The organism is Microvirga pakistanensis, assembly GCF_004458765.1.
Classification (GTDB): domain Bacteria; phylum Pseudomonadota; class Alphaproteobacteria; order Rhizobiales; family Beijerinckiaceae; genus Microvirga; species Microvirga pakistanensis.
This window is the reverse complement of the sequence record NZ_SPJX01000652.1, coordinates 93,033-112,401: the sequence shown is the minus strand read 5'-3', so window position 1 is coordinate 112,401 and position 19,369 is coordinate 93,033. Positions and strand designations below refer to the sequence as shown.

Below are 19,369 nucleotides of genomic sequence, written 5' to 3'. Positions count from 1 at the left end.
TCCCCACCGGCCGTCAAGTTCCAGCATGACCTGGTGCCTATCATGCATCCGCTCCGGTGACCTGAATGAGAGCGTCGACGGCGACGACGCCTTGGCCGGCCTGGAGGATGAGAAGCGGGTTGATCTCCGCTTCCACCACGCCGAGTTCGGGCTGTGTTGCCAATGACGAAAGCGCCACGATGGCACGGGCCAGACCTTCGAGGTCACCCTTCTCGCGACCGCGAAAGCCCTCAAATGCGGCGAAGGCCTTAACCTCCGCAATCATCTCGTGCGCCGTCTCCAGTGTCACGGGCGCGAGGCGAATGGCACGGTCGCGATAGATCTCGGTGAATATGCCTCCCGCCGCGACCATGACGATGGGGCCGACCTCCGGGTCAATGCGATAGCCGACCAGGGCCTCGCCAAGGCCTCTCACCATAGGCTGTATGAGGACCGGCGCGTCGGCAGCGGCGGGTATCTTGCTTCCTATGCGAGCGCGGATGGTCGCCGCGGCCTCCCCGAGTTGGGAGGCATCAGCGAGATTGAGCGCGATCCCCCCCAGGTCGGTCTTGTGCGGGACTTCCGCCGAGAGGATCTTGGCCACGACCGGCCAGTCGAACGGCAGTTCCGGCACCGGCTCTCCGGCTGGCAGCACGACGGTCGGCGCGCGGTCGATTCCAAGGGTGTCGAGAATTCCGTAAGCCGAGTGTTCATTCAAAGCCCGGCGATCACCCTCGTCCGGTATTCGCCCGACGCTCGGTCGCGGCTGTCCACGACCCAGCGCCGCAGCGATCGCGTCGGCGCAGGATTCCGGCGATCGGAAGGCAGGCACCCCGGCATCACCAAGAAGCGCCAGTGCGCCTGGTGCGTCCGGCACGATGAAGACTGCGAGCGGGGCGCGATCGGAGGCGACATTGACGATGGGCTCGACCGCGAGTTCGGGGCGCGTGCGTGCCGACGAGCCGACCACTGGCACGATCAGGTCGAATTCATTGGCGGCCAGAAGGATCTCTAACGCTGCCGTCATCGTCTCGGGCTGCGTGCCGGCCATGGTGAGATCCACGATCCGACCCGGTTCGACAACGACTCCTGCTGCGGAAAGCGCGTCAAATATTGCAGAGGACGGCCGTCCGACGGGAATGCCGCGCAACCCGAGTTGGTCGACAACCATTGCGGCGCCCCCGCCTGTGGTCGTGACCACGCCGACATTTGGCTTTCGCCCTCTGGAAGGAAGCACACGCGACAGGAGAGGCATTGCCTCAATCAAACCATCCAATGTCTCGACGCGCGCGATTCCACATTCGCGCAGAAGAGCATCGGCAACGGCATCTTCCCCCGCCAGCGCTCCGGTATGGGAATAAGCCAGTTCCGCAGCTTGATCGGAACGACCGAGCTTGTACGCCAGCACGGGCTTTCCGCGCCGATATGCCTCCAGGGCGAATGCGCGGAGGGCTTCGGCATGGCGGATGCTTTCCAAGAAGAGCATATAGCCGCGGATGCTATCGTCCTCGAGTGCGGCAGCACAGATTTCGCCCAGGCTCAGATCCACCTCGTTGCCAACCGAGACGAAGCCCGCAAACCCGACGCCGCGCGCCTTTCCCCTCGACAGAAGCGCGCCGATGATGCTTCCGCTGTGTGAGGCGACGAAGATATCTCCCACCGGCACGTTCGCCTCTGCGAAGGCGGCATTGGCGGTCAGAAGGAGGCCCTGCCTCGTATCGACGAAGCCGAGGCTCGAGGGACCCAGCAGCCGCATTCCGGCTTCGCGCGCCAGGTCTCGGATATAGGCGGCGTGGGCCTGACCAGCCTCACCCGCCTCCGAAAAACCAGTGGCGAGGATCGAGGCGACCTTGACCCCCACCTTTGCGCAATTCTCGACTGCCGCGATCGCCCCCTCGGTTCCGGAAAGGATATAGGCGTGATCCACTGGTCCGGGCAGCGCCTCGAGAGACGGCCAGGCCCGCTCGCCGAGCACCGTGCCGCGCTTCGGGTTCACCGGATACACTGCGCCTTCGTAACCTGCTCTGCGCAAGAACTGGAGTGGACGTGCTGCCGTCTTCGACGGGTCGTCCGAAGCGCCGATGAGTGCGATCCCTCGAGGCGCGAACAGTGCATCGTGAAGAGAATTGGATTCGGTCAAGCCCGTCATTCCGCAGCCTTCATTCGCGGTGCGCGCTGTTCGAAGCGCCGGTCGAAGACATGTTCGGCAATTCGGTTTTTTAGGATCTCGATCGAGCCGCCGGCGATCATCCATCCGCGTGTGCGCTTCAGGCAGTATTCGGCCAGCGCTTCCGTGCTGTAGCCCATCGCGCCCATGATCTGCACGGCCTCGTTCGCCACCTCGAAGCCCGCCTGGTTGCAGGCAAGTTTGGCGAGTGCGGTATCGTGTGCCGTTGGCAATTCACCCACTGGGATCGAGGCCGCTCGGTAGAGTAGCAGCCGTGCAGATTCGAGCTTCAGCAACATATCCGCGAATTTCCATTGCAGTCCTTGGAATTCGCAGAGGGGGCGGCCGAACTGATGGCGGATCCTGGCGTGCTCGCGTGCGAGATTGAAGGCGTAGCGTCCAAGGGAAAGCGCCCGGGCGGAGTTCCCCAATCGTTCCACGTTGAAGCCCGCAAGCTGCTTCTTGAACCCGCCGGGCCCGAGCAGGACGTTCTCAGCAGGAACACGACAATTTTCGAAGTAGAGCTGCGACCATTCCTCGCCGCTCATAAAAGAGGAGGGTTTTCCGATGGTGAACCCGGGTATGCCGCGCTCGACGAGGATTGATCCGATACCGCCGGTACCCGGCCCGAACCGGACATAAATGAGGAAGAGTGATGCATCGGGGCTATGGGTAGAGAACACCTTGGTACCATTGATGACGTAGCTATCGCCATCGAGCCGCGCGCTGGTACTCAACTCGGTTACTGCCGATCCCGCTTCCGGCTCGGACATGCCGAGGCTGATCACCTTACGCCCCGCAAGAAGGTCTTTCAGATACTTCTCTTTCTGGAGCGGTGTGGCGTATTCAACGAAGGTACGGATCGGACCGAAGTTCCCTGCCTGTACGACGTCGGCGCTTTTCGGACAACTGAGAGCGATTTGCTCAATGGCGATCACCGCATCCACGAGGCTTCCGCCCTGTCCGCCATCTGCTTCTGGGAAAGCAATGCCAAGAAGCCCTTGCTGCGCCAAAAGCTGCGCGACATTGAAGGGAAAGCCAGTCTGGTGCGCCCGCTCCAACGCCCCTTCGGCCAGATGCTGCTCCGCGAAGCGGCGCACCTGATCGGCAAACATCGTCTGTTCGTCGCTGAAGGCAAAGTCCATGAAAGCACCTGATTGCAGCGGCCGGCCGCCTTTTCACCTCTGGATTGGGTCAAGTTTTGGTGACATCCTGTTCCTCGCGCAACTTCCAAAGGCGCAAGGGGTCATGAGTTTTTGTTTACCCTGAGACGGCCGACGTGCTAGGTCCGACACAAGTCGCCGTCGGAGCCGGCCGAGCGTCGGAGCTTCGAGGAGAATAAGTGCATGGCCGGACGGGAAATTCCACCGCTCAATTCGCTCTATGTCTTCGCAATGTCCGCCCGTTACGGTAGTTTCGTAAAGGCGGCGGCGGAACTCAACGTTACGCAATCAGCCGTTAGTCGCCAGATAGCGGTTCTTGAGAATTTTCTCGGCATTCGTCTTTTTCACCGTGGTCCAGGCGGGTCGCAGCTCACCGAAGCCGGAGCTGACTTCGCTGCTGAGATCGAAGGGTCATTCGACTCAATCGCTGCGGCTTCCCGTCGATTGATGGAGCGTGGGCCCGATCGATTGCTACAGGTCCGCGCCTATGCGACCTTCGCGGCCAAATGGCTGATTCCACATCTGTCGAACTATTACAGGCGCTATCCCAAGGCTGCGATCTCGGTCAGCAGTACGGTCAAGCCCGTTGACTTTACCCGTGAGGCCGTGGAGATCGCGATTCAATTCGGCAGTGGCGACTGGCCGGGAACACATTCAATCAGGCTATTCGATGATGTGATTCAGCCAGTTGCGAGCCCAGAGCTGCTGAAGCGTCTGCCTGTGAACAGTCCCTCCGACCTCAGCAGACATGTTCTGTTGCACTCCCGTTACCGCCGGCGGGACTGGCTGGACTGGCTTGCGGCGAGCGGTGTTGAACTGGACAGCGATCGCGGCACGACCTTCGAAAGCTCCGCGCTGACATATCTGGCAGCGATGGAGGGACTTGGCATTGCCATGGGGCAGATCGCTCTCCTGAGCGAAGAACTGACATCGGGCAAACTCGTTGCGCTCTTCGAGGGCTTGCGCCGGCCCCTCGGCTATTATGTGGTTTGGCCCACGGACCGGCCCGAAACGACGAAGATCAGGCTGTTCCGCGATTGGCTCGTGAGGGAGGCGCAGGCTGCTCCAACAGCATTGTCACGAGCTCCGACAGCAGGACAGGATGGTTCAGGAGAGCAAAGCAGTCGACGACAGGCTGAGTATCCTTTCGCGCGCTGAAGCGGCCCTCGAAAGGCCGCCCGCCGCAGTTTCGTCTCGAGTCTCGACGTGGGTTCAGAAGCGATCTCGGCCGACCCTGGGGGCCGGCCTGCTCGGTGATATTAGAGGCGCTTTCCAGTCTTGCTGTCGAAGAAGTGCATATGCCGTGTCCCGGTTTCCAGAAAGATCGTGTCCCCCGGCCCGACATCGGTGCGCCCCGACACCAGGATTCGGATGACCTGATCTTGGATCCGAGCGGTGATCTGCGTTTCCGATCCCGTGGGTTCTACAACAGACACCACGGCAGGCCATCCATTTTCACCCAGGCGCAGATGCTCGGGACGAATACCAAGCGTCACATCGCCCTGAACGTGGGATACGTCTGCCGGCAGTGCCAAGGCGGTGCCATTGTCGAGCGTCAAACGCCCGCTGCTTGCCTTGCCTTGGAAAAAGTTCATGGGTGGCGAACCGATGAACGCCGCCACAAACAGGGTTGCGGGTTTGTCATAAAGCTCCAGGGGCCTGCCCTCCTGCTCGACATGCCCCCCACTCATCACCACAATCCGGTCGGCCAGCGTCATGGCTTCGATCTGGTCATGCGTGACATAAACAGTCGTCGTCTTCAGCCTCTGATGAAGCTCCTTGAGCTCGGAGCGCATCTGTACACGCAGCTTTGCATCGAGGTTGGAGAGTGGCTCGTCGAACAAGAACACCTGCGGGTCACGTACGATAGCCCGTCCCATCGCTACACGTTGACGCTGACCGCCCGACAGGGCCCTCGGCTTGCGGTCGAGCACATGCTCAAGCCCAAGAATACGAGCCGCATTGTCGACTCGACGGTCAATCTCATCCCTGGGAAACTTCCGCTGGCGTAGCGCAAAACCCATATTCTTGCGCACCGACATATGCGGATAGAGCGCATAGTTTTGGAACACCATCGCGATGTCGCGGTCTTTCGGTGGCAGGTTGTTGACCACCCGCTCGCGTATCACGATCGACCCCGAGGTGATATCCTCGAGACCGGCGATCATGCGCAGAAGTGTCGACTTCCCGCATCCCGACGGCCCCACCAGCGCTACGAACTGGCCGTCCGGGATCTCGATATTCACACCGTGAATAACTTCCATATTGCCGTAAGATTTACGCACATCCCTGATATGGACGCCGCCCATGTCATATTCCTTCCGACGTTTTGGTAAGAACGGAACCTGCGCCGTCGTTGCAGGCAGATGGTTCCGTCCAGATGTCACTGAATGAGCAGGTCACCCTTTGGTCGCACCGTCGGCCAATCCTTGAATCAGCCATTTCTGCACCAGAAGCGCGAAGATCACGACTGGAATCACCGTCATGGTGCCGACCGCGGTCAATGCTCCCCAATTCGCTCCGTTGACCGTGTCGCCGGCGATATTCGCGATAGCGACCGGCACGGTGCTTGCGACACGATTGGTCAGCACGATAGCGAACAAAAGCTCCTCCCATGCCAGGATGACGCAGAAGATCAGCGTCGACAGGAGCCCCGGCAGCGAGATCGGCACGATGATCTTGAAGAAAGCACCAAACCGACTGCAGCCGTCGATCATGGCTGATTCCTCAAGCTCCTTCGGCAAAGCGATGAAGAAGCTCCGCATCAGCCACATGACGTAAGGGATCAGGAAGGTGCAATAGGCGAGGATCAGGAAAATGTGCTTGTCGATCAGCCCGAGGCTGCGGCCGACGAGGAACATGGGCACCGCGAGCGCGATCGGAGGCACTCCACGCGACATCAGGATCAGCACTCCAAGAAGGCCTGCTCCGCGGATGCGCAGCCGCGCCAAGGCATATCCCGCCATGGCACCCGTAAAAATCGAGATCAGCCCGGACCCGAAGGCCACAATGGCCGTATTCAGCATCTGATAGGGAATGCTGCTGCGTTGAAGATAGTTGCTGTAGTTCTCGAGCGTGGGGGTGAAGAACACCGTCGGCGGCGTCGTGAAGATATCCCGCTGGAACTTGAACGAGGTCAGCACCATCCAGAATACGGGCAGCAGGAATAGCAGTGCAACGACAATGCCGCCTCCGATACGCAGTTTGTGCGTGACCGCGAAACGATGCATGAGCATCCGCGGAGAATTGCTCCTGATCAATACAGATCCTCCAGTTTACGGCTTCCACGCAGAAACACGCCGGTCAGCATCATTGTGCCGACAAGAACGATCATGGCCATCGCTGCGGATTCGGCGAAATGCAGCGACCTGAACGCTTCTTCATAGATATAGAGGTTGATCACCTGAGTCGCCGCTCCTGGGCCGCCGCCGGTTGCAGCCAACGCGATATCGAACATCTTCACCGCACCAAGCCATCGGACGATGAAGGTTGCTACGATCATGGGCAGGAGCAAAGGAATGCTGATCGACCACAGCTTAGTCCACCAGTTGGCACCATCGATATCTGCCGCCTCAAATATGTCGCGCGATAGCGACAGGATTGAAGCGGTAGCGATTAGAACGATGAATGGTGTCCAGCGCCAGGTATCGATGATGACGATGGTCAACATGGCCAGCCAGGAATCGCCCAGCCAGTCATACGGCCCAAGCCCCACAAAGCTCAGCAGATAGTTGGTCAACCCATAGAGGGGGTCGAGCATCATCCTCCAAACACCGCCGGCTACCACGGGCGCGACGACCATCGGGATCAGGAACAGGGCGCGGATGAAACCGCGCCCCTTCCATTCGACATTGATGAGATATGCGATGCCAAAACCGAGCACCATCTGCAGCGGCAGCGACAGTGCCAGATAGACGGCGGTCACTTTCAGGGAAGCCCAGAAGCGGCTGTCGCTCAGCACGAACTCATAGTTTTCCCAGCCTACCCATTCCGTGACCTGAAAAGTCGACAGGTCAATCAGCGCGAAGCTGATCTCGAGCGTATAGAGAATGGGATAAGCCAGCATCGCCACCAGGATAAGGCCTGCCGGAACCATGAAGGCCCAACGACTGACCAGATCGAGAAGCGTTTCGGATTGGAAACGCCTGGCGGGACGGTGTTCGGTCTTGACGTTGCTCATTGACGGATCGTGACCTTATCGTAGTGCACGCTCGGCACGCCGTGCCGCGTCGTCCAAGGCAGCTTTTGCGCTGGCCTGACCGGAGATGGCCGATGCCACGGCGTCAGCCAGGGCTTGCTGGACCGCATCCGACTTGGGGTGACGGACACGCCACATCTCGCCAGCCTCGATGACATCGAAGCCCTGCTGCAATGCTGCGAACACCGGGGTCATCCATTCGTTGTCCGCATTCGGCTTCGTCGCCAGCGTCGATTTCCGAGCCGGGAAGCCGCCAAGGTTGTTCACGTGGTACAGTTCACCTTCCTTGGAGCTGAACCACTGCAGAAACGCCCATGCGGCTTCCTTCTTCTTGCTCTTGGCATGAATGGTGCCGCTCGCGATGCCGCGGTTGCTGCCTCCCATTTTTGCGCCCACGGGAAGAACCTGCAAGCCAACCTGTTCGGGAGTGAGGGTGGTCGTTTTAGGATCAACGGCACTGTTGCGATAGACACTGCCCCACATGAAGCTGGTTGCAACCTGCCCCTGGCGGAACGCAGCCAGAGCCTCGCTGTAGCCATGGCTAATCGCCCCCGGAGGCGCGTATTTCAACAGCTCGACATGCGTTTCCAGCGCTTTGACGCCAATCTCGTCATTGAATGCAGGCTTGCCGGCGTTGTCGAGCAAGCGTCCCCCTTCGGAGTTCAGGATCGATTGCCAGATCGTAGGGGTCAGTGGATCGCGCTTGAAATAGGTCCCGATCGCCCAGGCATCGACCACGCCATCGCCGTTGGTGTCCTGCACCAGTTTCGGCGCCTGCTCGAGGTATTCCTTCCATGTCAGATCCGGCGTCGGAACAGGCAGGCCGGCCTTCTTGTAGAGCGTCTTGTTCACAAACATGAGCAGCATGTTGGAGCGCATCGGGACGCCATACTGGACACCCTTCCACTGCGTCGCAGCGAGCGGCGCTGCGTTGAAGTCGTCCCAATCATATCCCTCATTAGTCCACTGCGCGGTTTCCTTCCGCAGATCCACCAGCGCCCCGGTCTGCGCCACCTGAGGTGTCCACGGGTCGTCCAGAACCAAGATGTCATAGGTTGGCGTGGACGCGGTCGCATCCAGCATGGCCTTCGCCAGCAGTTCCGTGTACGGAACTGGATCGATGGTCACCTTGATATGCGGATATTTCTCATTGAATTTCGGTACCATGACTTGCTGCCACGCATTGCCGTAAGCAGCATCCGCGATGATGCGAAGCTGGACCGGCGAATCTGCGGTTCCGAGTCCACCACCGCTTTCCTGGGCTGCCACATGGGACCCAGCAAGCCCCTGCATCGCCAAGGCAGCGGCGCCGAGAAGCATCGTCTTCCGTCGTGATAGAAGGCCCATGGCCGTTTTTAGCTGTTCCATTTTTCCTCCCTTGTCCGGTGCATTCCGACTGCCAACTTCCACAAGGCAACGGCACCTGACGATTGATAAGCTCTTAGTTTGTAGCAGTGTTCTTACCGGTGATCGCGTCCGGCCACGCGGCTGGACGGCGCCTTCGGATTCGGTTTGTGCCGGCTTGATAACCCTCCTCTAGCTTCGGTACACGCACCGGGACCGGCGGCGCCCCTCATCGCACCTACACCTCTTCGCTTTTCGCGACGCTCCGACTGGTGCCATTGCCATGGCCCGATGGACTGACGCCACCTTAAAATTATTAGAACGCCGTTCCAATATGCAGGGGTCATGCTAAACCCGTCAAGCAAATCTTACATCAACCGTAGCGCAAAGTCCTTCAAATCCCCAAAATGAAGGGCAAGCGCGTCATACCAGGCATGCAAAATTCTCGTTTTCTCAGGAGGAAACGGGGGCTGAATACGCCCTGGCGAGTGCTTTCTCGTCGTGCCAGCGCTTTTCCTCCTCAGGAGAGGGCTTTCGGGAAGTTGGACACTCGTGAACTCAAGGGATCTGTTCGTCGGAGGACGGGAGATCACCGAATACAGGTGGCCCGCACTGTACGGGATTCATTCGAAAGGAACGTCGAGTTCAGGCCATCGTCGATAGGATCCACGACCAACCAATTGCAGAATGCCGCCCCTGTTGCTGCAGACGTCAGGGGCACATCAAGGCCGCTCTCCTGGACTCTTCGTGCAGCACGCCCTCAGAGAGCTTCGGTATCAACGATGGCCTGAGCAAGGCTGCTCGGAGTGATGCCCCTCGCAGCCGTCTGGCTCGCGATATAGTTCGCCTCGAATGTCATGGCCGCTATGCGATCTATGGCCTCACGCCCCACTCTGCCCAACCCGATCTGCGTCAAGCTTACGGGCAGCCCGAGCCTGGTCAGAAAGTCTCGCAGTCTCTTAATCTCATCGGGAGGAGAGCCGGCCAGCACCTCCTGAACCAGAACGCCGTAGGCGACCAGTTCACCGTGTAGAACCGTCAGGGTTTCCGGGCGAGCCGTCAGACCGCGCAGCATGCCATGTGCCACCGACAGACCGCCGCCCTCGAAAGCCAGGCCGGAATAAAGCACGGTCGCCTCGACGACACGTTCAATCGCGGGATCTTCACGCCCCTCGCGCACCGCAGTCAGTGCCGCCTCTGCATCTCGGTAGAGAACCGCACCACACTCCTCGGCAAGCAACAGAGCAAGCCCGACAGGCGCACCGTCGAAGAAATTGAGGTTCCCGGCGCGGACGGATTCGGCAACCTCATACTTCTTGGTTATCGCATCGCCGATGCCGGCCGCGAAGAACCGGGCCGGGGCCTTCCTGATGATGTCCGTATCGACGATCACCGCATCGGGATTGCGCCGCAATCGCGGCACCGAAATGATTCGATGATGATCGTCGTAGATGGCAGCAATCCGACTCGTCGGCGCGTCACTTGAAGCGACGGTCGGAGCGATGATTATCGGCAAACCCAACTCATGCGCCACCATCTTGGCCGTATCCAATGCCTTGCCACCGCCCGCCCCCAGAATGACACCGATGGAATCGTCTCGCAGCGTTGCGACCAAGCGAGAGATTTCACCCATCGTGCATTCGCCGGCGAATTCTATCACCTTCATGCCTTCGACGTCGGAGAGATCGCGGAAAAGCGGCGCAACGAATGGGTCGACGATTGCCGCCGGTGTTCCGCGACCGGCTACAGCGTCAAGGCAGCGCGGCAGTTCGCGCAACGCCCCCGGCCCCTGCACGTATAGCGATGGAAATCCGATAATGCGCATGGTCATGTCCTTGTTTCTCCGTTCCCGCGGCTGCGAGCGGCCACATTGACCGGCCCTAGTGTGATGCGGGGAGCAGGCAGGCTGGCGTCTGCCTCACAAGCTTGTGCGAACCAAGCCCCAACCGCAGGCGGGAAAGGTGCGGGACGGCGGGTTTTCATGGCGATGCATACAGCCAGCTCTTCGCATGCCGCCGCCAGCTCGAAACTCCCGTCCGATGCAAGCTTGTACAATGCCATATGCAAAATGAACCGATCCGACGACATCCCGCGCACACGCGCTGCAATCACGAGATAATCGTCATCATGCACCTCGCGGCGGTAGACCAGATTCGCCTGACCGATAAAAATAGTATGGCCGCTGGAAGCTATCCTGTCGGGACCGATGCCGGCACTGGCGCAGAATTTGCAGCAGGCACGGTCGAAGGCCACGAGGTAGCCGGCGACATTCATATGTCCATTATGATCCAGCCATTCAGGCGCAACAACGGTTTCGAGTACCGGCACACCGGCCTCCGGCGGCAAGGGTCTCTTGATCTGCGTCATGCGGGAAACTGCTTGCGAAGTTCTGATTTCAGAATCTTGCCTGTGGACGATAGCGGCATTTCCGCGACCTCCTCGATCCGGTCAGGCAACCACCACTTGGCGACTCGCTCGGAAAGGTGGGCCATAACAGCCTCTTTGTCGACTGTTGCGCCGGTTTCAGGCTGCAGGATCAGCAGCGGCCGCTCCTGCCATCGTGGGTGTGGGATGGCGATGACTGCCGCATGGCGCACACCGGGCAATCTGATGACCTGAGCCTCTATCTCGACCGAGGAAATCCACTCGCCACCAGATTTGATGACGTCCTTGGAACGATCGCGAATACGAATGCCGCCCGTAGCATCGATCGTGGCCATGTCGCCGGTCCTGAGCCAGCCATCATCGGTGAGCGGGCTTGCCGGTTCATTGAAATAGCCGTTCGCGCTCCAGGGTCCACGCACCTGGAGATGACCAATGGTCGTGCCGTCATTGGGCAGCACGACGTCATTGTCATCGGCGATCCGAATTCGCGTGCCCCAGGAGGCGCGACCGGAAAGAACGCGCTGCTCCGCGGGCAACAGCGAGGCACCGGGACGCAATGTACCGCGGCTCGAGCACAGAGATTCCGTCATGCCCCAGGTCTGGATCAGGTCGGCCCCTTGAACCTCTTCGAAGTACCGGATTAAAGGTGCAGGCACCGGGGCTCCACTGCACAGAATTGTGGTCAGCGAATCCAGAACTTGGTTTTTCTTCTCCAGATGCTCACGCATGGTCTGCAGCACCGTTGGAACAGCGCCGATGATGTTGACCCGTTCGGTTTCGATCAGTTCGCAAAGCGATGCAGCATCAAAGGCACGCCCCGGAAGCACCAGCCGACTTCCGGAGATCGGGGCCGTGTGCGGAAAGCTCCAGCCGGTGGCGTGAAACACACCGGCAATGGGCATGTACGTGTCCAGTTGGCCGTTGCCATAACGCGCGAAGAAATCCTTCGCGATGCTGGTGACAGCAATGAGAACGAGCGAGCGATGAGTGTAGAGCACGCCCTTGGGATTTCCCGTGGTTCCCGACGTGTAGCACAGAACCGCGCCCGAGCGCTCATCAAACTCACGGGAGGCTCCGACGGTTGGATGCGCAGCAATCAGACTTTCGTAGGACAGCACTTGGCGGCCAAAGTCGGGAACTGGCCCGTCTTCGTCTATGAAAATGAGATTTTGGATGGAGGCGAGGCGCGGCAGGACACGCATCACGATCGGTGCGCATTCCGGGTCGAACACGAGAGTACGCGCCCCACCATGGTTCAAGATATAAATGATGTGATCGTCCGAAAGCCGCGGATTGACCGTATGCAGAACAGCGCCGATGCTCGGCACCGAGTAAAACAGCTCAAAGTGCTCCAGCGTATTCCAGCACAGGCTTGCAACGCGTTCGCCGTGAGCGACACCGAGGTCTTCTAAGGCAGAACCAAAAGCCGAAACACGCTGCCGTGTGCGTCCATAATTGCTGCGGATAATCGATCCGTCGATCCGACGTGCCACGATCTCCGTGTCCCCATGCCAATCCGCCGCATAGTCCAGGATGGATGACAGCAGCAGCGGAACGTCCATCATAGAGTGACAATCCATCTCATTCCTCGTCTTTCCGGAGAATTCGCTTGACGCACAAGCACAGCTTCGATGATAGTAGAACGCCGTTCTAAATTTGTCGAGCCGATATCTACGACAGAATCGAGCCACTGCATCATCGGTTTAGGGAGACGACCAGAATGACCAAATTCCCCCCTCCTGTTCCACCAGAGCGCCAGCCAGCAGGCATCATTCCTGAGGTCGTGCTCAAAGCCGAACCCGACGACGAACGCGTCTGGGTTCCGATGGAACCGAATGTGTGGTTTCGACCGCTACTTCTGAACACCGTGGGAGGTTACTGGACCAGTCTGCTGCGCGTGCGTGCCGCCGGTGTCGTCAGCTGTCATCGTCATCCCGGCCCAGTTCACGGCTACGTCATCAAGGGCAAGTGGCGCTATCTCGAGCATGACTGGATCGCGACCGAGGGCAGCTATGTTTTCGAACCGCCGGGCGAAACGCATACGCTTGTCGTTGATGAAGATGTCGAGGAGATGATCACCTGGTTCATGGTGACAGGCTCGATGCTGTATTTCGATCCACAGGGAAACCTCGTGAATTATACCGACGTCTTCGATCGTATTGAAATGTGCCGTCGGCATTATGAGAAGGTCGGATTGGGCACAGATTTCGTCAATCAGTTCATCCGCTGAGCAGGATGCCGCGTGCGCGGCATCTTCCAACAGATCGCAACCCACCAAATGCCCGCGGTCTTGACCGCGGGCATTTGCATTTCCGTCGGCTCATGCTGTCAAAAAGGCGGGCGCTGCGGCCAGATGATCAAGCCCCTCGCTTTCTCCGCCGAGCCGCAAACCGGTCGCGGTCGCGCGGCGGACGAGATGACCAACCCGGTGCTCCCAAGCCATGCCCATGCCCCCATGCAGCTGGATCGCTCCCGGCCCAATCAGGTCGAGTGCTGACGCGATCCGCAATTTGGCCGCTGCCACCGCGTGCCGACGCCGCACCGGGTCGGCACCCGGCAGCGAATGCGCCACGAGATCGAGTAACATGCTGCGTGCCATTTCCAACTCGGTGAACATCTCCGCCACACGATGCTGCAACACCTGAAAAGTGGCGAGCGCCCGACCGAACTGTTGCCTCGTGTTCAAGTGCTCGACAGTCAGCAGCAACATCTCATCCATCGTGCCAACGGTATCAGCAAGACGGCAAAGTGCGGTGAGATCTTCGGCCTTCTCAAGAGCGAAGCGGACTGCCTCACCTTGATCCAGAAGCCGGGCGCCGACGTCCTCGAAGTTGAGGCCAGCTCCTGCAGCAACACGCGGCAATCCGGAGCGCTTGACGCCTGGCGAGCCGGCATCGACCAACCAAAGCATCTCCTGTCCAGCCTGATCGCAGACAGCCACGACAAAACGGTCCGCAAGCATGCCGCCAGCAACCTCGTGGACATGTCCCGACAGCATGTGACTTTCGCTCAAGATGAGCTTGCCGCCCCGACCATCGACAAAAGCCGCCAGCGCCGCGCCGCTCGCAATCTCGACAAGAACCCTGTCTCGGATATCGGATGGCGCCGAGGCCTGCACCAGTCCCGCAGCCATCACGGCGCATTCCGCATATGGCAGCGGCAAAAGTGCGCGGCCCATTTCCGCAGCGGCAATCGCCAATTCCGCGGGCCCGCAGCCTGAGCCACCCCAATCCTCGTCCAGAAGAAGGCCGGGCAGGCCGAGTTCTGCCAAAGCCGTCCAGTCCTCCCGCGCCGGAACTGCATCGGAATTGCGAGCATGGTCGGCGGCTTCGCGACGATCGGTGAAATAGCGGCGCAACATGTCGCGCAGCAGAATCTGTTCTTCAGTATCGATTAGTGTCATCTGCCCATCCCCCTACCCAATTGGCCGCCCAGAACCTGCCGAGCAATGAGGCTGCGTTGCACCTCATTCGAGCCACCATAGATCGACACCTTGCGCCAATTCAGGAAAGTGTCCGCGATTGTCGCGGACCAATCAGGCGAGACCGGCGATGTCGCCCCGATCGCAGCAGAGCCCGCGATATCAAGCATTAGTCGTGAAATGTTCTGCTGCAGTTCGGAGCCTCGCAATTTCAGAATACTGGCGGCACTTCCCCCAAGCTCAGGCGCTCCAGCCAAGATTCGCATTTGAGTGACTTCCAGTGCGCGCAACTCCACCTCGAGCCGCAACATTCGATCGCGTATACGGTTTAAAGCCGCGCTGTCGCGGGCCGAACTCACCCACTCGCGCACCCGCCGCAGCAGCGCTCGCGATAATCCCACGCGGGCAATTCCGGTACGCTCATTGCCGAGAAGAAACTTGGCGTAGTTCCAGCCCTTGTTCTCCTCACCAACCAGGTTTTCGACCGGCACCTCCACTTCGTCGAAGAAGACGTCGTTGACCTCGTATCCTCCGTCGATCGTGCGGATGGGGCGGAGCGAGATCCCGGCACTGCGCATGTCGATCAGCAAGAAGGATATTCCCGCCTGCGGCTTGGCGTTCGTATCGGTCCTCACTAGACAGAATATCCAGTCGGCGTACTGCCCCAATGTGGTCCAGGTCTTCTGACCATTGACGATGTAGCGGTCTCCCCGCCTGACGGCGCTGGTACGAAGGCTTGCGAGATCCGAACCCGCGTCGGGCTCCGAGAAACCCTGGCACCACCAATCTTCAAGCGTGAGGATGCGCGGCAAAAACCGCCGCTTCTGTTCCTCTGAGCCGAAAGCGCAGATCACCGGCCCAACCATGCTGGTGCCAAAGGACAGCGTGTCTGGCGCATGCTCTGCCTGCAGGGTGTCCAGAAAGACCTGGCGGCGAAGCGGACTCCATCCCGTGCCGCCCCATTCGACAGGCCAATGCGGTGCGCCCCAGCCCCGCTCGTTCAGGATCAGCGTCCACTCGGTCAACTCTTCGCGGGTCAGATCCTGATGATCGCGCTGCTTGCGCCGAATGTGTTCTGGAAGGCGAGTGCGAACGTAGTCCAGCACTTCATCGCGAAAAGCGGCTTCTTCTGCAAGGAATGGGTCGTACACGCAGATCCTCGAGTCTGTAGAATTCCGATTATGCAGTATTCCTACCTCAAATCATAAAAACGCTGGCTCTGTCCATCTAAATCAGCATACCGATATTGCAAAAACTTTTTCTCCATGGCAAGCCTTGTCCTAGCTCGGCCGGCCGTGGCGGTGAGGCCCGGACCATCTTTGAAGGAGAACGCCATGCGTGAAGCCGTTATCGTTTCAACTGCCCGCACCGCGATCGGGCGCGCTTATAAGGGTGCCTTCAATGCGACCCAGCCGCAGACGTTGGGCGGACACGCAATCGCGGCAGCCGTGTCGCGCGCCGGAGTAGAAGCCGCGGAGATTGAAGACGTCATCATGGGAGCGGCGTGGCAGCAGGGCGCGACCAGCTTCAACATTGCGCGCCAAGCGGCACTTTCCGGCGGATTGCCTACCAGCGTCGCGGCCATGAGCCTTGACCGACAATGTTCGTCGGGCCTAGCCGCCATTGCAGCCGCAGCCTCGGGCATCGTACTGGAGGGCCACAGCATTGCCGTGGCAGGAGGCGTTGAATCGATTTCTCTTGTGCAGAACGCTCACGCCAACAGCTACAAAGCGCGAGATCCTCGGCTCGAGGAGAAAATCCCGTCCCTCTACATCTCGATGATCGAAACCGCTGAAATCGTGGCAGAGCGCTATGGCGTCTCTCGCGATGCTCAGGACGAATTTGCGCTAGCCTCCCAGCAGCGCACTGCAGCCGCGCAGGCTGCTGGCCGCTTCGACGCTGAAATCGTGCCCCTGACGGCGATCATGGAAGTCACAGACAAGGCGAGCGGCGCCGTCACGCATCACGAGGTCACGCTGACCCGTGACGAGGGAAACCGTCCCGGAACCACATTCGAGGATCTCGCCCGCCTGCGACCCGTGTTCAAGGGTGGCCAGGTTGTGCCGGAAGGACGTTTCGTCACGGCGGGCAATGCCTCTCAGCTTTCAGACGGCGCATCGGCCTGCGTACTGATGGAGGCAGCCGAGGCCAGCCGGCGTGGCTTGCAGCCTCTTGGAGCTTTCCGCGGCATCGCAGTCGCGGGATGCGACCCCGACGAAATGGGCATCGGACCGGTTTTCGCCATTCCGAAACTTCTGCAGCGCCACGGCCTGACGGCGTCTGATATCGGTCTGTGGGAGATCAACGAGGCCTTTGCTTCTCAGGCTGTCTATTGCCGCGACCGTCTCGGAATTCCTGCGGATCTTTTGAACGTCAATGGCGGGGCGATCGCCATCGGCCACCCCTACGGCATGTCGGGCGCCCGAATGGCCGGTCATATCCTGATCGAAGGCAAGCGTCGAGGCGCCCGCTACGGCATCGTCAGCATGTGCATCGGCGGCGGCATGGGCGCGGCTGGCTTGTTTGAGATCTTCTGATTCAGATCCCATGGAATGGACAGCCACAATGACCACCTCCCTCGTCATAAACAACGTCACAACTCTCGACCGCGATGGTGAGGTTGCGATCATCACCATTGACGCGCCGCCTGTGAACGCGCTGTCGCACCGGGTGCGAAGCGGCATTTGTCAAGCTCTTGAACATCTGCTGTCGTCTGCGGATCGGCCCCGTGCGGTCGTGCTCACCTGTGCAGGGCGTACCTTCTTTGCCGGCGCCGACATTACGGAACTCGGCCAGCCGGTGCAGGAGCCGGGCTTTCCCACAATGCTGGAAGCCGTCGAAAGCGCCCCTTTTCCGATCATTGCTGCCATTCACGGCACAGCGCTCGGCGGCGGATTGGAACTGGCAATGGCCTGCCACTACCGGGTTGCGACGCAAGACGCACGTGTCGGCCTCCCGGAAGTGAAGCTGGGCATCCTGCCCGGCGCCGGAGGCACGCAACGGCTGCCCCGGCTGGTTGGCGTTGAAAAGGCGCTGGAGATGATGACCAGTGGCAATCATGTGCCGGCGGCAATGGCGCAGGCCGACGGGCTGCTTGACCTGGTCGGCGACGCGACACCCCGCATGCTGGGTCTGCAGTTTGCACGCGAGAACCGACCAGAGAACGCTCCGCTGACCCGCACGCGTGATAGAGATGAACGTCTTGCTTCCGTGCGAGCGAATCGCAGCGTCATCGAAGCATTTCGCGCTGCCAACGCTCGGAAGTTCCGTGGACAGGATGCTCCTGAACGCATCATCCGGTGTGTCGAGGCTGCTCTCGACCTCCCGTTTGAAGAGGGTCTGGCAGTTGAGCGTCGGCTGTTCGAAGAGTTGGTCAGCGGCCCGCAATCGGCAGCGTTGCGCCATGTCTTCTTTGCCGAGCGGCATGCACAGCGGCCCGAAGCGCTGAAAGGGGCAGAGCCGCTCCCCGTCGAGCGGGTCGGCGTCATCGGAGCAGGCACGATGGGCCGAGGCATTGCCATGGCCTTGGCCAGCGCCGGTCTTACGGTCACCATATCCGACGCGGTTCCCGGTGCCGCGGCCAAGGCGTTGGAGACGATGGCGAAAGCCCTGCGGGGGTCGGCTTCAAGAGGGCGCTTCACCATGGAAGAAGCCGAGGCGCGCATTGCCCGCATAACCCCTTGTGACGACCTTTCCGGGCAGGTCGACAGCGATCTCGTCATCGAAGCAGTGTTCGAGGATATGGCGGTTAAAACTACCCTTTTCAGGGAACTCGACCGAATTCTGCCACCTGCGGCCATCATCGCCAGCAACACCTCCTATCTCGACATCAATCAGATCGCAGCCGCGACCGCCCGCCCTCGGCAGGTGCTGGGCATGCATTTCTTCTCGCCGGCGAACATCATGCGGCTGGTCGAGGTGGTTCAAGGTGCAGCGACGGCTCCCGAGGTGCTGGCGACCGCGTTCTCCCTGGCGCGGCGCATGGGAAAGGTGGCCGTTCTTTCAGGCGTCTGCCATGGCTTCATCGGCAACCGCATGCTGGAACAACGTCAGGACGAGGCGATGCGCCTGATACTGGAGGGCGCGCGACCGCAGGATGTCGACCGTGTCGCCGTCGCATTCGGCTTTCCGATGGGACCTTTCGCGATGCACGATCTTGCGGGACTGGACCTTGGGTGGTCGGCCGAGACCTCGCGTGGAGAGACCATTCGCGATCTGTTGTGCGAAGCCGGCAGGAGAGGCCAGAAAACCGGTGCCGGCTTCTTCGACTACGGCGCCGACCGCAAGCCGGTGGTGTCACCGCTTGTGGAGGACATGATCCGCGATTTTGGGACCCGGAACGGTCATGTGCCGCGTGTAGTGGAGGATCAGGAGATCGCGGATCGGTTGATCCTGCCGATGATCAACGAAGGGGCTCGCATCCTGGCCGAGGGCATCGCCGCCAGGGCTTCGGATATCGATCTGGTCTGGATCAATGGCTATGGCTGGCCGCTGGTAACGGGCGGACCGATGTTCTGGGCTGAACAAAATGGATTGGCCAAGATCGTCACACGGCTGGAAGCGCTGGAGAACGTGCATGGCGAACGGTTCGCCCCCGCGCAATACCTTCGCAAATGTGCGGCACGTGGTGGATGGTTGCCAGCCTAGAGCACTTTTCGGCGAAGCGGATCCGGTTCGCCCCTCCAGATGGGGGCGAACCACAGAAGTGAGCT

At 60.2% G+C, this 19,369-nt stretch carries 15 protein-coding genes; 4 read left to right on the top strand and 11 right to left on the bottom strand.

The window, feature by feature from the left end; genetic code table 11:
• Positions 1–40: 40 nt before the first annotated feature.
• On the bottom strand, positions 41–2,128 hold the full coding sequence (locus tag E4K09_RS25280; RefSeq protein WP_134500397.1) for an acetate--CoA ligase family protein: 2,088 nt from the start codon (positions 2,126–2,128) through the stop codon (positions 41–43).
• Positions 2,125–3,291, bottom strand: coding sequence for an acyl-CoA dehydrogenase family protein (locus E4K09_RS25275; protein WP_134500396.1), 1,167 nt, complete (start codon positions 3,289–3,291; stop codon positions 2,125–2,127). Before E4K09_RS25275 ends, E4K09_RS25280 begins: the two co-directional genes overlap by 4 nt.
• 201 nt (positions 3,292–3,492) lie before the next feature.
• Between E4K09_RS25275 and E4K09_RS25270 the strand changes: the two genes are divergently transcribed.
• A complete protein-coding gene (locus E4K09_RS25270) occupies positions 3,493–4,467 on the top strand; it encodes a LysR substrate-binding domain-containing protein (RefSeq protein ID WP_134500395.1) in 975 nt (324 codons plus the stop codon).
• 101 nt (positions 4,468–4,568) lie between these two features.
• Here the strand turns inward: E4K09_RS25270 and E4K09_RS25265 are convergent, their stop codons facing one another.
• The 7 genes from E4K09_RS25265 to E4K09_RS25235 all read right to left on the bottom strand — a co-directional run bounded on the left by E4K09_RS25265 (position 4,569) and on the right by E4K09_RS25235 (position 12,801).
• Positions 4,569–5,618 (bottom strand): ABC transporter ATP-binding protein, encoded by a 1,050-nt coding sequence (locus tag E4K09_RS25265; RefSeq protein ID WP_134500394.1) that lies wholly within the window; start codon positions 5,616–5,618, stop codon positions 4,569–4,571.
• 90 nt (positions 5,619–5,708) lie between these two features.
• Positions 5,709–6,545, bottom strand: a complete 837-nt coding sequence (locus tag E4K09_RS25260) for a carbohydrate ABC transporter permease (RefSeq protein WP_134500393.1) — start codon at positions 6,543–6,545, stop codon at positions 5,709–5,711.
• Positions 6,546–6,565: 20 nt separating this feature from the next.
• Entirely contained in the window at positions 6,566–7,489 is a 924-nt protein-coding gene (locus tag E4K09_RS25255; protein WP_244610679.1) for a carbohydrate ABC transporter permease, read from the bottom strand.
• Between the two features lie 15 nt (positions 7,490–7,504).
• Entirely contained in the window at positions 7,505–8,875 is a 1,371-nt protein-coding gene (locus E4K09_RS25250; RefSeq protein ID WP_166802516.1) for an ABC transporter substrate-binding protein, read from the bottom strand.
• 736 nt (positions 8,876–9,611) lie between these two features.
• Positions 9,612–10,682 carry a glycerol dehydrogenase gene (locus tag E4K09_RS25245; RefSeq protein WP_134500392.1) on the bottom strand — a complete coding sequence of 357 codons (1,071 nt, stop codon included), beginning with the start codon at positions 10,680–10,682 and terminating at the stop codon, positions 9,612–9,614.
• The gene (locus E4K09_RS25240; protein ID WP_134500391.1) at positions 10,679–11,218 is read right to left on the bottom strand and encodes an acyl-CoA thioesterase; all 540 of its coding nucleotides are present in this window, start codon (positions 11,216–11,218) and stop codon (positions 10,679–10,681) included. The genes E4K09_RS25245 and E4K09_RS25240 overlap by 4 nt, the downstream gene beginning before the upstream one ends.
• Positions 11,215–12,801: a long-chain-fatty-acid--CoA ligase gene (locus E4K09_RS25235; RefSeq protein WP_166802515.1), complete on the bottom strand. Its 1,587-nt coding sequence runs from the start codon at positions 12,799–12,801 to the stop codon at positions 11,215–11,217. Before E4K09_RS25235 ends, E4K09_RS25240 begins: the two co-directional genes overlap by 4 nt.
• A gap of 155 nt (positions 12,802–12,956) precedes the next feature.
• Between E4K09_RS25235 and E4K09_RS25230 the strand changes: the two genes are divergently transcribed.
• On the top strand, positions 12,957–13,466 hold the full coding sequence (locus E4K09_RS25230) for a 2,4'-dihydroxyacetophenone dioxygenase family protein (protein ID WP_134500389.1): 510 nt from the start codon (positions 12,957–12,959) through the stop codon (positions 13,464–13,466).
• 90 nt (positions 13,467–13,556) lie between these two features.
• On the opposite strand, the gene E4K09_RS25225 is transcribed toward E4K09_RS25230, so the two are convergent.
• Together E4K09_RS25225 and E4K09_RS25220 are read right to left on the bottom strand one after the other, a co-directional pair.
• The gene (locus E4K09_RS25225; protein WP_134500388.1) at positions 13,557–14,639 is read right to left on the bottom strand and encodes an acyl-CoA dehydrogenase family protein; all 1,083 of its coding nucleotides are present in this window, start codon (positions 14,637–14,639) and stop codon (positions 13,557–13,559) included.
• Positions 14,636–15,808 carry an acyl-CoA dehydrogenase family protein gene (locus E4K09_RS25220; protein WP_134500387.1) on the bottom strand — a complete coding sequence of 391 codons (1,173 nt, stop codon included), beginning with the start codon at positions 15,806–15,808 and terminating at the stop codon, positions 14,636–14,638. The genes E4K09_RS25225 and E4K09_RS25220 overlap by 4 nt, the downstream gene beginning before the upstream one ends.
• A 183-nt stretch (positions 15,809–15,991) precedes the next feature.
• Here E4K09_RS25220 and E4K09_RS25215 point away from each other — a divergent pair, with 183 nt between their 5' ends.
• Positions 15,992–17,194, top strand: coding sequence for an acetyl-CoA C-acyltransferase (locus E4K09_RS25215; RefSeq protein ID WP_134500386.1), 1,203 nt, complete (start codon positions 15,992–15,994; stop codon positions 17,192–17,194).
• A 28-nt stretch (positions 17,195–17,222) separates the two neighbouring features.
• The gene (locus E4K09_RS25210) at positions 17,223–19,304 is read left to right on the top strand and encodes a 3-hydroxyacyl-CoA dehydrogenase NAD-binding domain-containing protein (protein WP_134500385.1); all 2,082 of its coding nucleotides are present in this window, start codon (positions 17,223–17,225) and stop codon (positions 19,302–19,304) included.
• Positions 19,305–19,369: the final 65 nt, after the last annotated feature.

Excerpts from the sequence above, each read along its gene's own strand:
- E4K09_RS25225 (WP_134500388.1), bottom strand. The coding sequence starts at position 14,639 with ATGACACTAATCGATACTGAAGAACAGATTCTGCTGCGCGACATGTTG.
- E4K09_RS25210 (WP_134500385.1), top strand. The coding sequence starts at position 17,223 with ATGACCACCTCCCTCGTCATAAACAACGTCACAACTCTCGACCGCGAT.
- E4K09_RS25265 (WP_134500394.1), bottom strand. The coding sequence starts at position 5,618 with ATGGGCGGCGTCCATATCAGGGATGTGCGTAAATCTTACGGCAATATG.
- E4K09_RS25255 (WP_244610679.1), bottom strand. The coding sequence starts at position 7,489 with ATGAGCAACGTCAAGACCGAACACCGTCCCGCCAGGCGTTTCCAATCC.
- E4K09_RS25250 (WP_166802516.1), bottom strand. The coding sequence starts at position 8,875 with ATGGAACAGCTAAAAACGGCCATGGGCCTTCTATCACGACGGAAGACG.
- E4K09_RS25275 (WP_134500396.1), bottom strand. The coding sequence starts at position 3,291 with ATGGACTTTGCCTTCAGCGACGAACAGACGATGTTTGCCGATCAGGTG.
- E4K09_RS25270 (WP_134500395.1), top strand. The coding sequence starts at position 3,493 with ATGGCCGGACGGGAAATTCCACCGCTCAATTCGCTCTATGTCTTCGCA.
- E4K09_RS25240 (WP_134500391.1), bottom strand. The coding sequence starts at position 11,218 with ATGACGCAGATCAAGAGACCCTTGCCGCCGGAGGCCGGTGTGCCGGTA.
- E4K09_RS25245 (WP_134500392.1), bottom strand. The coding sequence starts at position 10,682 with ATGACCATGCGCATTATCGGATTTCCATCGCTATACGTGCAGGGGCCG.
- E4K09_RS25215 (WP_134500386.1), top strand. The coding sequence starts at position 15,992 with ATGCGTGAAGCCGTTATCGTTTCAACTGCCCGCACCGCGATCGGGCGC.
- E4K09_RS25230 (WP_134500389.1), top strand. The coding sequence starts at position 12,957 with ATGACCAAATTCCCCCCTCCTGTTCCACCAGAGCGCCAGCCAGCAGGC.
- E4K09_RS25260 (WP_134500393.1), bottom strand. The coding sequence starts at position 6,545 with ATGCTCATGCATCGTTTCGCGGTCACGCACAAACTGCGTATCGGAGGC.
- E4K09_RS25235 (WP_166802515.1), bottom strand. The coding sequence starts at position 12,801 with ATGATGGACGTTCCGCTGCTGCTGTCATCCATCCTGGACTATGCGGCG.
- E4K09_RS25280 (WP_134500397.1), bottom strand. The coding sequence starts at position 2,128 with ATGACGGGCTTGACCGAATCCAATTCTCTTCACGATGCACTGTTCGCG.